The organism is Aequorivita sp. CRS11 (assembly GCF_059693805.1).
The window spans coordinates 202,056-216,780 of record NZ_JCATIG010000004.1; the positions used below are offsets into that span (position 1 = coordinate 202,056).

11 protein-coding genes are annotated in these 14,725 nt (G+C 42.0%); 3 read left to right on the forward strand and 8 right to left on the reverse strand.

Annotation, left to right across the window (positions count from 1 at the left end; translation table 11 throughout):
• Nucleotides 1–3: 3 nt before the first annotated feature.
• The 8 genes from AC58DT_RS09560 to AC58DT_RS09595 all read right to left on the reverse strand — a co-directional run bounded on the left by AC58DT_RS09560 (nucleotide 4) and on the right by AC58DT_RS09595 (nucleotide 11,610).
• Nucleotides 4–3,693 (reverse strand): DUF6443 domain-containing protein, encoded by a 3,690-nt coding sequence (locus AC58DT_RS09560; RefSeq protein WP_497216624.1) that lies wholly within the window; start codon nucleotides 3,691–3,693, stop codon nucleotides 4–6.
• Entirely contained in the window at nucleotides 3,683–6,523 is a 2,841-nt protein-coding gene (locus AC58DT_RS09565) for a hypothetical protein (protein WP_497216625.1), read from the reverse strand. The genes AC58DT_RS09560 and AC58DT_RS09565 overlap by 11 nt, the downstream gene beginning before the upstream one ends.
• A gap of 1 nt (nucleotide 6,524) precedes the next feature.
• Nucleotides 6,525–8,126, reverse strand: coding sequence for a T9SS type A sorting domain-containing protein (locus tag AC58DT_RS09570; RefSeq protein ID WP_497216626.1), 1,602 nt, complete (start codon nucleotides 8,124–8,126; stop codon nucleotides 6,525–6,527).
• Between the two features lie 473 nt (nucleotides 8,127–8,599).
• Entirely contained in the window at nucleotides 8,600–8,770 is a 171-nt protein-coding gene (locus tag AC58DT_RS09575) for a hypothetical protein (protein WP_497216627.1), read from the reverse strand.
• Between the two features lie 35 nt (nucleotides 8,771–8,805).
• Nucleotides 8,806–9,075 carry a hypothetical protein gene (locus AC58DT_RS09580; protein WP_497216628.1) on the reverse strand — a complete coding sequence of 90 codons (270 nt, stop codon included), beginning with the start codon at nucleotides 9,073–9,075 and terminating at the stop codon, nucleotides 8,806–8,808.
• 118 nt (nucleotides 9,076–9,193) lie between these two features.
• Nucleotides 9,194–9,604, reverse strand: coding sequence for a DUF5675 family protein (locus AC58DT_RS09585; protein WP_497216629.1), 411 nt, complete (start codon nucleotides 9,602–9,604; stop codon nucleotides 9,194–9,196).
• 17 nt (nucleotides 9,605–9,621) lie between these two features.
• Nucleotides 9,622–10,377 (reverse strand): hypothetical protein, encoded by a 756-nt coding sequence (locus AC58DT_RS09590; protein ID WP_497216630.1) that lies wholly within the window; start codon nucleotides 10,375–10,377, stop codon nucleotides 9,622–9,624.
• A 408-nt stretch (nucleotides 10,378–10,785) separates the two neighbouring features.
• On the reverse strand, nucleotides 10,786–11,610 hold the full coding sequence (locus AC58DT_RS09595) for a hypothetical protein (protein ID WP_497216631.1): 825 nt from the start codon (nucleotides 11,608–11,610) through the stop codon (nucleotides 10,786–10,788).
• A 255-nt stretch (nucleotides 11,611–11,865) separates the two neighbouring features.
• Here AC58DT_RS09595 and AC58DT_RS09600 point away from each other — a divergent pair, with 255 nt between their 5' ends.
• Genes AC58DT_RS09600 through AC58DT_RS09610 form a run of 3 tightly spaced genes read left to right on the forward strand, consistent with a single transcriptional unit; the run spans nucleotide 11,866 to nucleotide 14,382 of the window.
• A complete protein-coding gene (locus AC58DT_RS09600; protein WP_497216632.1) occupies nucleotides 11,866–12,033 on the forward strand; it encodes a hypothetical protein in 168 nt (55 codons plus the stop codon).
• Nucleotides 12,034–12,064: 31 nt separating this feature from the next.
• Complete coding sequence (locus AC58DT_RS09605) at nucleotides 12,065–13,714, forward strand: tetratricopeptide repeat-containing sensor histidine kinase (protein ID WP_497216633.1); 1,650 nt, start codon at nucleotides 12,065–12,067, stop codon at nucleotides 13,712–13,714.
• Between the two features lie 2 nt (nucleotides 13,715–13,716).
• Nucleotides 13,717–14,382, forward strand: coding sequence for a response regulator (locus AC58DT_RS09610; protein WP_497216634.1), 666 nt, complete (start codon nucleotides 13,717–13,719; stop codon nucleotides 14,380–14,382).
• Nucleotides 14,383–14,725: the final 343 nt, after the last annotated feature.

The following is a 14,725-nucleotide window of genomic DNA, read 5'->3' on the forward strand; positions in this document are numbered from 1 at the left end:
AGTCTAATTTTTTTTCGTCCATTCTTCTCCATTCCAAAAATATGTTCCTTGAGAATAATTATCTAAATTTGTAGAAATTCCTTCAAGAAAACTCTCTGTTCTCTCTTCTTTTACTCCTCTTTCTTCCTCAAAGGCTTCCCACCATTTAGAAATTGTTCTAGTGATTACATTCTCAGAATTCTTCTCAAATAAATTGCTGATACCGTTTTCTTCAAAATTTTCATTAACGAAATTATTAAAATCTGTAAAAACTTGAGAACCTGTGTCAGCTTCTTTTTCATAATCTGCTCCATCATGATTTCCCGCACTACTATATTGACTAATAAATTCTCCAATGTAAGACCAGAGTCCACCTTCTCTATATATTTGAGGGATATGTCCTACTTCGTGTGAAGATAGTCTCAACCATCTCTTAATATCTTGTCCAAATCCATTTCCATTGTATTTACTATTATCATCTTCAAACCAATTTTCTGTATAAGTTATTGTATAATAATGTGGAGTACCCAAAGTGATGGCGCCTCCACCTTGGTTTGCAGAATACCATGGTCTATACTGACCAATTCCACGTGGTTGTATCACAGCATTTTGAATCTGTCTTTTATCAACTCCAGAAACAAGACTTAAAAGGAAAGAAGCAGCATGTGTAAACCTGTAAGTATTTGTAGCTTTGTCATATCTTAGAATTGGCTCAGGATATAGCCCATCTTTATCTACAAAACTTAATGGATTATTAAATGCATACCCATAGGCACTATGCCTAGTCATGGTTTCTGCCAGCGGGTCCAGGTTCATCCACCTGCCCAGTGCGGGGTCGTAGTTCCGCGCGCCAAAATCATAGGTGTTGATGTCAAACTCATCTTGGTACTCCTTCCCGCCGAACTTGTACTTGTACGTATCCCCAAGAAATGGGTTCACAGGCGTTAGGGTGATCTGTCCCCCAGGGGTAACGTCCCAAGTGGTATGGTTGCCGTTATAACCGTTGTGCTTGAGCCCATAGGGATAGTAATGGTCCTCTTCCAGAATCTCTATCTGGTTGCCATTGGCCGGGTTCTGTGCAAACTTTACCCGTATGTTCCCCAAATGGTCGGTATAACTGAACACGTACTTGAACGTATAGCTGGTACCGCCACCAAGCCCCGATGGTATTGCCTTGGCGTACCCCTCGGCGTGCGGGAAGAAGTCGAGCTTGCCGTTCGTGTATTGAAAACCGTCCATATAGTTCGTAGTGGTAATAGTAGTTCCGTCCGTCACCTTCTTTTTTAATTTAACGCCCGTGGCATCATAAAAGTATTCAATCTTTCCACCACCACCAAATGTTATCTTTACGGGAAGGTTCAAGTGGTTGTAACTTATATCAGTAATTTCTTTATAGGGGTCCGAAACCAGATTCCCATAATCGTCATAGCCAAACTGTACATTGGTCCCCTTACCGTTCATATCAAATCCTGCGGGATTGTTCTCCAGGTCATTGACCTTCTCAAGCAGGTTCCCGTCGTTATAGGTATAGTCCAGATCATCTATTTCTATGACCGAGCTGGCCAGATCCTGCTCCCCATTGCGCTGGAGCGACAGGATGTTCCCGTTGCGGTCGTAGCTGTAGTGGGCACTATAGGAATCGGTCCTTGGCACGGAGGTACCGGGCAATTGATAATAGGCATCCATCAAACGGTTCTGGTGGTCGTAGCTATAGCCATATTTGCGTTTAATGTTATCACTGCTGCTACGCCAAAAGGTCTCCGCAATATTTCCGTTGTAGAGTGGGCTTACCGTGCCATTAATGTCATCCTCCACTTCGGTATAGTTTATCTTAAAACCAAACAGGTCCAAGGGCGATGAGGCCTGGCCAAGGTTATCTACATCGTTTATTTCCGACAGCCAGCCGCGTACATTATACTTATAGTCCACAAACTGTAGGGCAGTTGCCCCCGAAACGTCGGTACCGCCCACCTTTTTGGTCTTTAAACGGCCAAGCTCATCATAGGTATTGAGCGACAATAACTGTTCGCCCCCCGTGTTGATCTTATGGGTATGCTTCAGGGGCCTGGACTGGTCGGTGTAGGTAAACACATCCTTGGTGGTCACCAAGAAGCCCGAGGCATCCTTCTTGTGCTGGGTCTTGGTATATTGCGGGTTTCCGATAAAATCAAACTTGGTGTCGGTCTGGGTATAGCCGCTTGCGGGGTTCGTACTTTTTACCCGCACGGGATTGGACTTTTTATCATAGAGCGTATAGGAAAGAATTCCGTTTGCCTGTAGCGCGGATTCTACCTGTCTGGTCCAACTTCCCGTCGGCAGTCCCTTGGGTCTTATTGTATTGTCATAGAGCACATCAATATCGCCCTCGCCTACCGTGGTGGGAATAGTTGTAGGCGCACCGGAATACTGATAGTCGTCGTAATAATTTACCGTAAGCACATGGTAGCCCGAGGTGGGTGCTACTTGGTTGGAATAACTAAAGGAGACCCCGTTCACCTGACTGGTGTTGCTGCCGTACAGGCGGTACTCAGAAATATAGGTGGGCAGGGCATTTGCAAGGGCATCCCGTTGGGCGCCATCTACCGTGCCCTGTTTCCATAGGGTGTAGGCTACGCGGTCGTGGAAATCGTATTTTGTGTGCAGCCACCCCTCGGCCTGATCGCCAAAAGGGGAGAGCGCGGGCCCTGTTGCTATAATACGGTCCAGGTTGTCATAGACCATATACTCCTTGGTTTTTCCCGGTATCTTTTTCTCGATCACCCGGTTCCTGTAATCGTACCTATATTGGTAGGCCAGATCGTCCAGCAATGGACCGGAAAGAGAACCGTTGGTGGGGATCTGGTGCGAGAGTTTGGGAGGGAGTACAAATGTCAGGTTGCCGTAATCATCATAAATGTAATAGGTGTCCAATGCCATGGGTGGATCGGTAAGTAGGCCCTCAATCGGCGTCTCGTAGGCCCGTTTGAGAACGATGCGCCCCATCTTGTCCTTGTATTCCGTTATGGTCCCTTTGTGCCCATCGGACGGTTGCCAGTTTTCGGTTTTGGTTACGGTCTTGTACAATTGCCCCTTGGGGTATTTTTGGTGGTAATGAAGCGAGGGCGTACCGTTCGAGCTCAAGGTCACGGTATAATAGTGCACCTCGTTATTACTGTTGGTCTCGTAGGAAAACTTGATGGTGTGGCCGTCTTCCTTCTTCCATTTATTCCCGGGGGCGGCCTGCTCCAGCACCCTGTTCAGAAAGGATTCCTCAAATATCTTTTCGCTCCAGGGGTTGCCAGTGGCCCCATATTCCTGATCGGCATAAAAGTCCAGCAACTCCACGTTGCCCGTATCCTCTATATAGTTCAGGGTCGCACTCCCGCGGTCGAAGGGAAGGAACTCCAATGGCTGCCTTCCGAAACCGTCATAGGCAAAAGAGGTTACAAGGTCATCCCCGTCACCCGACTGTTTATGGTCGATCCGTTGTTTGGGTCGGCCAAGCCCGTCAAAATAGGTCAGCACCACCACCGCCTCATCCGCATCTGGGGTCTGTGGAAATACTGTGTCCTTAGCTACCTTATAAGTGGTGGTCATAATATAGTTGTGGGTCGGGTCCTGCGCAAGTATCCCTATGTTAGAACCCAAGGATATTAGTATAAAGGCAAGCGCAAGTCTGGGGCGCAAACTAAATGGTCCGGGTATTTTCATCCGTTGGCTGATGTTAATTTCCATAGTTGTATTCGTTTTCGGAAAGAATATTGTTGTCGTTGTCCCGTACCAGCACTAAGCGGCCAAAACTGTCGTATTCAAAGGTCTGCTTTTCCCCTTTGGGGTCGGTAATGGTCTTGACCCCGTTCAAGGGCTCATAGGTAAAGGTGGTCACCATCCCATTGCTCGTACTAGCGTGCTCCCTGAGCTGTGTTAAAAGGTTGCGCAGTGTACCTTCATCGGTTGTGGACTCAATACTGTTTACCAATTGACCACCATTGATTTGCTCGAGGGTCCATCGCTTTACCCCCTCGACCTTTGCAACGGGAAACTGGCCGTTATAGCCCCATATATATGAAACCTCCTGGCCGTTCGTCCGACGCATCTGTACGGGCTTTCCGTCCTTATAGGTAAAGGAGGATATATACTCATAGTCCGGGGGGATATAGTCAAGTGGATTGTTGTTTGTCTTGGCCCCTTTATTGTATTGGTAGGTCTTGGTAATATTCCCGACAGCATCGTACTCGTAGGCCTGTCCAAAGATCTTTCCGTCGTGGCGGTCGCTGGTGACCTCTTTTCTGATCATCAGGCCTTTTGGGAATTCGGGATCGAAACCTTCGTCCGTGGGAACAAAAGGATATTTGTAGTCTATGGTGATACGTTCCCCATTGGGATTGCGGACTGGATAGCTTACGACACCAGTTGAGTCCTCCACACGTGTTCTTTGGGTATCACTGATCTCTTGAACCTTTAAGAGGGTCTCGTCATCATAATCAAACTCCTGGATGGTGGTCACGGTATCGTTAACTGACACCCTTTTTAATATGTCTGTTGTGGCGATGAAGGTGGGAAGATGGGTTGTGTTGCCGGAATATTTAAGTTTTCGTCCCAGCCCATAGCCAGAAAAATAGCTTATTTCATAAGCTATACAAAGGGAATGGCCAAGAATATTCCAAGAAACTGATTTACCCACACCAAACCTCTCATATTCATACTCCGTAATTTTAGCTAATGCATTTCCCGAAAAAACCTTTTCCTTACTTAATAAAAACCCTCTAGTACCAAAACTTAAGTTTTCGATAAAATGGCTTTCTTTACTTTGTAGTTTTCCATTTTCTGTTACCGATTGAGTAACCTTTTTATAGAAATACCCGTTTTGAACAAGATCTGGCTCGGCCACAAAACTAGAATGAAAAATATCTTTGACTCTTTGGTATCCAGATCCATAATAATCTACTTGGGTGTGCAGATTTTCAAAGTTGGTTACATAACTGTCCCCCTCCAATCCCTCGTAGTTATATACTGTAGTCTTTAAAATGTCATTATTGTTATTCCTATCCTCGATTTTACTTACCCTCAATCCACCGCAATATTTATCCTTTTGAAAAATGGTATCGTATACCGCATTTGCCTGATAGCTGAATTTTGTTGAACCTCCTGTTGGATATTTAATGGATTCAAGTACTCCAATCTTTAAATAATTGAAATCGTGATTTCTGTCACCAGTATTTGAATCATAAAATTGCTCAACATTGGAACCTTGAAAAAAACCGTTCTTAATAATCTGGTCTTTGGGTGCGAGGGAATTATTATTTTTACCATTGTAATAACCAAAAAAGTCTTGAGAAAAATCATATTTATCGGGAAGATGTCCATCAATATATGTAAAAGTATATCCGGGTAGTTCTGCTGTTCCTTTTTTTTCATATACTCTTGTTAGTTTAAGCCTAGGGTCATTACCATAATATCCATACTCAAAATGAAACTCCTTAAAACTATTCGTATGCTTATCATGTATGGTTATTTTTGTAAGTTTCTTTTTCCATAATGAAGCGTTATTATCGTCCTCATAGTCAAAAAATATCTTTACGCTCTCACTACTTATTTCGGTAATTAGCTGCACCGTATAATCATTAATGACGCTTGTAGAAGTTTTCTCCGCATATTCATCAATTTCAAAGGCGCACTGTACACTATATGCTATGGTATTGGCTACGGTATGCGGTATATGTTCATTAATAGTATAGGGATCGTATTTAAATAAAATGGTTTTGGCGTTTTTAGTACTTATTGAGTCAAGCATCCATCCCGTTACAATATTATCATCGTACGAATAACCGTTAAAGTCAATCAAACCCCCACCTGTGCGAGCACTGGTGGTACTGAAACTCTTGTTGCTGACCTCTTTATCCAAACCAAAGAAGTATTTATTGCCCATTTGGTCCACGGCCGCAGGATTTATTCGGGAGTCTAAGCTACTAGGATCAACCATGATATTATCCGCTTGGTTTTTAATTATCTCTGAATTAAAATCAGTTATAAATTTTCCAGAATAGCCAAGAAAATTATAATTATATTGATCGGGATTGTGGTCTCTTAGTTCTGCAAGACCTGGACTATTTGGGGTTCCCGTCAAAAAACTTTGCATAAATTCATTATTGATAATAAAATCATCATAGAAATCGTCTGAAATCGGTCCTTCGTCTCCGACAAGCCAACCATTTTCATCAGGTTTGCTGCTAACACTCCTAAATATGCCACCACCTGCATTTAGTGTCCACTTTAACCCTACCGCGGTGGCCAATTCATTAACCTGTATTCCAGATGCATGATAGGATAGTGAAATAGGGATACTCAATCCATCTACTTCTAATGTATATAAAGGAATATTAATATTTGGGACCCCCGTGGCAGCATTAACAGGGATATTCCCATAAGTGCCCAAGCTTGCCGCATTTGGAGTTGAGGGCATTTCGACATTGTTCCAATCAATAAATGTCTTCTCGGTGTTAAGCTGGGCATTTGCTGTCACATAGCCTAAAATCAATACTGCCAGAAATTTTATTCTTCTCATTTTAATTACTCTTTAATATTTTAACGGATTCGGTGGAAACATTTGTCTTAACGGTCACGATATAGACCCCCACGGGAAGTCCCTGTAGGTCTATCGGCACAGTCCTGCTTTCTATGGCAAAGAACTGTACCTGCTTGCCACTGATGTCATATACGCTGGCATTGCCGTTCTCAAACTCGTGGTTAACGATAACATTGGTAAAGTTCTCGGTCGGGTTGGGGAAGGCCTCAAGGCCCACATACCTACCATCCTCGTCCTCCTTGTCCTTGTCCCTAAGCTTAACCACCCAAAAATCCCTGCGGCCCTGGCCGCTATTCCTGTCACGGGACACCTTGCCGTTGGTGGTACCGGCGAGCAGGTAGCCCCCGTCACGGGTCTCCACCAATTTTTTAAGGTTGTCCTCACCCGCGCTGCCAACTGTTTGCCGCCATTTTTCCTCACCGTCCGATCCTATCTTTAATGCGATAAAGTCATCGATACCCTTTTTGTCTGTCCGTGCCAGTCCCGTGTTCTCGGTCTTGGCGTGTCCGCCCAAAAGCAGGGTGCCGTCACCATTTTCGGTAATGGAGATCAACATATCGGTCTTCCCAAAATCATAGGTTTCCTGCCAGTCAATCTCGCCGACCTCGCTGAGCTTTACCAGCCAGAAGTCGGTTCCACGCCCATTGGACTTCTTCTTGTTGCCCGAGGTACTGGAGCTGGAATTTCCTCCAGCAAGATAGCCGCCCTCCTTCAGCTCGATAAGGGTGTACAGGTGGTCGTCCTGCTCACCCCCAAGTGCCCGTTGCCATTCAATAGTTCCGTCCCTATCAAGTTTCAGCACCCAATAATCGCCTTCGCCATAGACATCCTCACTTTTGTTCCCAGACTTAAAGGAATTTGACCACCCCCCTATAAGGTAACCATCATCCTTGGTGGATATGATGCTCTCTAATTGGTCCATAAACTTGCCCCCGAAAGTCTTCTGCCATTCTATATTTCCGGTAGCATCCAGTTTGATGATCCAGTAGTCCAGGCTGCCATAGGAAAGTTCGGTCTTCAGCCCGGAAACAATACTCTCAGAGGAGCCACCCATAATATAGCCGCCGTCTCTGGTCTGGTGGATCTCCTTCATTACATCCCGCCCCGTACCGCCAATGGTCTTCTGCCACTCCTCATCGCCCTTGGCGTTCAATTTGATGATCCAAAGATCCTCCTTTCCAAAATTATCGTCCTTTTTGTCCGCGCCCTTTGGGGAAGTGGAAGTGCCCCCAAGGATAAAGCCACCGTCGAGCGTTCCCTTTATGCTCTGGAGATGGTCCGCTCCAGTACCTCCCAAGTTCTTCTGCCAGTCCATATCGCCCTTCTCGTCCATCTTCCAGACCCAATAGTCAAGGTCCTTTATATTTTCCTGTTTTTTGTTGCCGGACTTGCCCGAAAGCGAGCTTCCCGCGAGGATAAAGCCATAGTCGGCAGTGGGCTGGGCATCAAAAAGGTATTCCGATTGTATGCCGCCATACGATTTTTCCCAGAGGATGTCCTGGGCATAAAATTGATTGGTAAGAAGCAAGGATATTCCTGCCAATACAAGGAAAATCCTTGGGTGTGGAAAGGTTTTTTTCATAAAATTGGGTTATCATTAAAAAATTATGCACCCTTTAAAACTTTAAAGGACAAAAAACAAAAAAAAAATCTTTTAATCAACTTGCACGACTTTAAGCCATAACATGAGTTATGGTCACAGATAACAGGCAAGTTTATAATCGGGGAGAGAATTAAACTTAAGGGCAAGATAATAGCAATATTTTAAATTGCCAAAATTTTCTTAAAATTTTTTAAAGTTTCTTTATTTAAGCGCTTTACACCCTTATTTTAAAGAACATTGTCGAAGAAACGAATTAAAAATAAATTTCAAAATACTAGTCTTCTAACTATAACCTTAACAGTATTTATAATTTTTCACAACCCTTCATTCAAATTTGTAGCCGCAAAGCGAAACTCTACTTATTTGCAATTGAAGCCTGACTTTACCGATTCGTTCCTAAGAGAAATATTAGAAAATAACTTCTTAACCCCTTTGTTAAAAAAACATCATCATCACCTATTTTCCCCAAATCCCCCAACCCATTTTAAAAGTACGGTGACCAAAAAACTGGTCAACGTTCCCAATATGGCCATATAGATCGTGACCACAATGTTCTCAACCGGTAGGTTCGGAACCAATCCAAATACGGTACCTCCGTAAATACTCAATTTATAATTGTCCATAGTATTATATTTTATTAATTAAATCTATCATTACTTTAAGTCATCCCATTTGTAAAGAGCCTACGTTTTCCAGGTTTCATAAATGGTCCAAAACCTCCATTTTCATCTGTCATCTCATTAATAAGTGCTTGGGTTCCCACCGATAATAAGGTACCAGCCACTATGGCGTAAACAGCCAGTCGCTCCAATAAGTCCCCACCAGGAAGGCCTATTATTCCACCGCCAACAGTAGTTAGAGCCCATCCTAATTTGCGAAACTTACGTAGCATCCTAAGTTTTGCATCCTTTTTATTTCTAGTTTCCATAATCCTATTTTATTAAGATAACCGTCCAAATAAAATCTCATCCGCCAAACAGACAACCCACAACAGACAACCCACAACAAACAAAACAACAGATAACAGAAAACAGACAACTGATACCTCACCTCCCACCATGCACCGATTCAATAGTTAAGAAAAAAGATTTTCCATTACTCCTTCCCGCTTCCATCCGCATCAACAATCTGTGCAGCGCCTCCTTTGAACCGCTTCCTTTACTAATTCCTTCTAGTCTCACTACAGGTACTATAGTTCCAGGTGAAACTTCTCCCAGATTTGGCATAGATCTAAATAAAATCCCACACCTGTCCGGCACATTTAAAATCCGTATATGATGTCCAAATTCAAGGGAATAGCAGCACTCTAACTCATAGACCCCATCAGGAATACAGGAGATATCTGCTACATTGCAACGCCAAGGCAATTCAACACAGAAGCAAATGAAATGCTGCTTGTGAAACAGCATCCCATTTGTCCCCGCCTTAAAATGTGTCCTAAATAAAAACAAGTCCATCGCTAAGGCTTTTAAGGTTACGGTTGGTCAACGGTCACTATAGAAAGTGCATTGAACACCCCATTACGTAAGGGATACATCTGCCCGTTCACTTCCTGAAAGAAACTTACTCCCACCACCCCAATCACCGGTAGTGTACTCGCTGCCCCAATGGTCGCACTAAGGGTAAAGGCCGCCTGTGTCTGGTTGTCATAAGGCATTACTGGCGAAAGAATATGCCCCTCCTCAAACGAACGTGCCGTAAAATTCAAACTACTCACTCCTGCCGATAGCTGTATGTGGGTAGTACCACGAGGGGCATCTATCGCATCATTGGGCACAAATTCTGCAACATCCACATCATAAGCCCCCGAAGGCCGATCAAAAGTTGGGGTAAAACCAGTAAAGAATACGGTAGTCAGTTTTCCCTTTTGGTTAAACTCAAACCCCTTCAATTGGCTCATATCCCCATCCTGAACGGTACGCAAACCACGTTCATTCACACCATCACTTTTTATAATGCGCATCAGTGCCTGCACCAAACGGCCAGTCACTCGATTGTCGCTTATTTGACGCAATAACAACCGTTGCGACTTACGGATCAATTGCCCGCCCTTCCCTGCGGTTCCAAACTCCTGCCCGTTTTCCCGTGTTCTCTTAAAAGCTGGGTCGTTCATAATCCTGTTCTTTTCAATCCCACCTTTTTCCCGGGCCATATACCCGTCTGCGGTTCTGTAATAGGTAACATCTCCCATGGTACCTTTCAACTTGATAATTCCTTTTTGCTTTGCCATTGTAAATTAGTTTTAAGGTTAAACAATAAGCCAAACTTAACCCCAACAACCTTAAGACCAACATCCTAAAACACAGACCAACACTTTTTGCACATTTCTGCACATCCTCGCGCGTACTTTAATGGCACTATCTCAAGCAGCACTTAGCTAGTTTACCCTGAGCGGAGTCGAAGGAAAGGAAAGGGTAGAGAATGAATTTATTGGAAGAACAAGCAAAAATCCTTTTTACCAATACAATATAGAAATGTATATCCCCCCTTTAAAGAGCCTGTCCCGAGCTTATCGAGAGAGGACTAGGGGGGTGTTTTTGCGCCGGAAATAGAATTGCAAAAGACACATATTCACGAACTCACAGATTCACAAATTCACAGATTCACAACATCTATGGTATCTACTCATTAATGGAATTTAAGGACAAATATGTTTCCTTATCATATACCCTGTAATAGGCTTAAGAGTTTTACCCGTTTCGGGATGTAACCCATAACTAGTGAAATATTGCAATATACCCTCCCTATTTTTTCCATACCATATTTGAACCTCTCCATCCTTTCGGAAATATTGGGTACTACAATTAGCAATAATTCTTTTAAAGCTTTCAATGCGCTCTTTTTTATAAAATTTCAAAATACCCTCATTCAGTTTTTGGGAATCGAAAGAAACCTCAACATAACGGGTGTTCTGCCACTCCATCCAACGTTGTCTAGTGATATAGAAATAACCTCCTATGCATACAATCAAAAGAAATATAACAATCAGTGTTATTTTATTTTTATTTAAAAATCCCATTGAGCTCCAGAAGTTGTTAGTAGGTGATATTACAGGTGTTCCTTTTTCTTTATTAATTGGATTTTTATCTAAATACTCCATAAAATTGGCATAGTCCAAATAATTAGAGAGTGCCATTACAACCTCCTCTTGAGGGATATTGACTTCTTCGCACTCAGGCTTAATGGCATTATTATAAAAATCACGTAAGCTTCTCTCACTATAGCTAAATGTTTTGGAAACTATAACGGACAACTCCTCCGCACATCGTGTCTTTGATGGAGAGGAAACCCCTTCTTTTTCCAATTCATTTCGAGCTTTTTCAAAAGCATCCAATAGTAATTTTTTATGCATAATACTTGTATTTGAACCGATTAAAACTACAAAAAATTGCGTGGAAACAATTGGGAAATTATTTTCCAAAACCTTTCCAAAACCTTTCCACCCACTTTCCAAGCTTTCCAAACCATTCTTTCTTCATTTGCTTCAGTATTGAAATGCCGCCCTGGGTGTAACAGGGTTTACAAAACATTTCAATACTACTACTGGAGCTGCAGTGTAATGTAACTGGCCATTTTGAGAAGTAACCTCTTGCATTGCTTCTGCACTCCACACTTCTCAAGAATGAAAGGCCTGGCCTTTCCCTTATCGTGTCGCTGTAAAACAATCTGGGCAAGTACCCGGACGGCCACACTAGTATCAACTTTTAATCATAACAAAATGAAAAAAATAATTTTAGTTTTACTTACGGTTTTCCTCAATTTGGGTCTCTATTCCTGTACCCCACAAGCAATGTCTGAGGAAGTTAAGAATACCCAAGCCTGTTGTGGCGATGATGGGGATTTACCACCACCGCCACCACCACCATATGGAGGCAACGGAGGATAATTTTCTATAAAATTGTTAGTACTTTAGAGGAATGAAAGCACATCAGTTTTTATTCCTCTTTGGTTTTATAATGGGATTGATATACCCCCCATTAAAAGCACAAAATTCTAAAGATAGTACTGCCTTCTATTATGATAATATTATTAATCCAATAAATAGTAAGGATATTCCCAGTGCCATTCAATTTTATAACTCACAAAAAAATAAGCATTTACAGGACAATGAAATATACGACGCCATAGTGGATTTAAGAATGGTTGCCATTGGCCAACTTCATCTCGGAGAAAGTAATGAAAGTGAACAAACTGTTGTAGAAGCCTTACGTTTAATTGACGCTTCTTTACAAAGTGATACATTGATAGAAGCGAGAAAAGGCCTTTACAATCAATTAGGAAAAATTTACCGTAGCACTTACAATTATTCAAAAGCACTTTCCGCGTACAACAATACTTTAAAATATTCACATACCCAATCTGATAGTATTACCGTTCTAAATAACAAAGCCACAATCTATAAAGATGCCGGCAACTATAGCAAGGCATATGAAGAATTGATGATTGCACTACAGAAAAGGAATATTCAAAAAAATGAAAAAGCCTATGCAATGGTATTGAATAATCTAGGATACATTCAGACTCAATTAAATGATCCGGAAGCACTTTCCAATCTTAAAAAGGCTCTTTTAATTCGGAAGAGATTAAATTATCTACCGGGAATGTATTCCAGTTATCACGATTTTGCCGAGTATTACATTGATAGAAATGATAAGTCCAATGCCTTAAAATATGCCAACAAAGCCTACACCGTGGCTAAAACCCTAAACAGCATTTCATATTTAGAAGATGCGCTTTCCCTTTTTGTAATAATGAACGATAATCCCAAAATAGTAACTTATAAAACCATTCGCGATAGTTTGGAGAAGGAAAGGCAGTTAGCACAAAATAAATATGCCTTTATAAGATACAATGTAGAAAAGGAGAAGAAAAAAACCGCAGAAGCGGAGCTTGGGAGGGAAAAGGAAAAATCACAAAAAACATTCTATCTGTTATTGGTGATAGGGGTAGCATTGGTAGCTATTATCATCTATATATATTTGCGCGAACGTCATAAACGGGAAAAACTTTTACAGGTGCACAAAACCGAGGCGCGTATTTCCAAAAAAGTTCACGACGACGTAGCAAACGATATATACCAGCTAATGACTAAAATGCAAAGGAAATATAAGGATGAAGAAGCCTTGCTAGATGATCTTGAAAATATTTACAACAAAACTCGCGACATCTCAAAAGAAAACAGTGCCTTTGAAATAGGTGGCGATTTCAATGAACAGCTTAACGAACTCTTGTTAACCTATCAATCTGATACCACGGCAATTTCTACCCGTAACTTAGCTACCCTCGACTGGGAAATTATTTCAAAAATTAAAAAAGAAACAGTTTATAAAGTGCTACGCGAATTAATGACTAACATGAAAAAATATAGCAAGGCATCTGCGGTATTGCTAACTTTTCATCAAAGGGGCAAAAATATTATCATTGAATACAGCGATAATGGACAAGGTTGTACCCTCAAAAATAAAAATGGCCTCCAAAATGCGGAAAACCGTATTCAAGCAATTAAGGGAACCATTATTTTTGAATCTGAACCTGGAAATGGATTTCGTTCAAAAATAAGTATATGAGTATGTTTAAAAAAGTATTGGTGTCAGATGACCTGGAGTGTATCAACGAAGGGGTCGTTTCTGTCTTGCACGGAATGAAAATAGAACACATTACGCAAGTTGCATATTGCGATGATGCGTTTCTGCAAATTGAAAAGGCGATATTGGACAACGAACCTTTTGACCTATTAATTACAGATCTCTCTTTTGTTGCGGACCATCGTAGCCAAAAGTATCCTTCTGGCGAGATGTTGATACGGGAATTAAAGGAAAAACACTCAGACTTAAAGATAATTGCCTATTCCGTAGAGGACAACCTGCAAAAAGTACGAAACATTGTACTGCAGTGCAATGCCGATGCCTATGTTTGTAAAGGACGGTATGGCCTAAAACAATTGGCCCAGGCCATAGAGGATGTGTATGGAGGGAAACAATATCTCTCCCCCCAAGTAGCTAATGCCATTCAAAAAAAGATGGCGATTGAAATTAGCGACTACGACATCGAAATTCTAAAGCTACTCTCGCAGGGCTTTATACAAAAAGAAATCAGCTTCAATTTTACAAAAAACAATATCCAGCCTGCCAGCGTAAGTTCCATCGAAAAAAAGATCAGTAAGCTTTGCGATCATTTTAAGGCCCGGAATACCACCCAATTGGTGGCTATAGTAAAGGATATCGGGTTAATTTAAGTAGGTGACGTGAGACGTGAATCGTGAGACGTGAGACGTGAATCGTGTATATTTATGTCCTTGACATAGGTTGACCGCTTTTGCCTTCTCCTCCACTCAGGACGGTGTTCACTTTGACTTCGCTCAGAGAACGCCATCTGGATTATAACATCCCCCTCGCCCTCCCTCGTCAAGCTCGGGACAGGCTCTTTAAAGGGGGAGAGTGTTTCCGATTTATGAAGTTTTTTTAATGCTCGTTTATTTTGTCTTGATAGGAAATAAGATTCTCCATTTTTTTAATAGGTTACGGATTTCCGTAAAACACCCTCTACCCCCTTCCATACCTTTGACCTAATAATAGCCT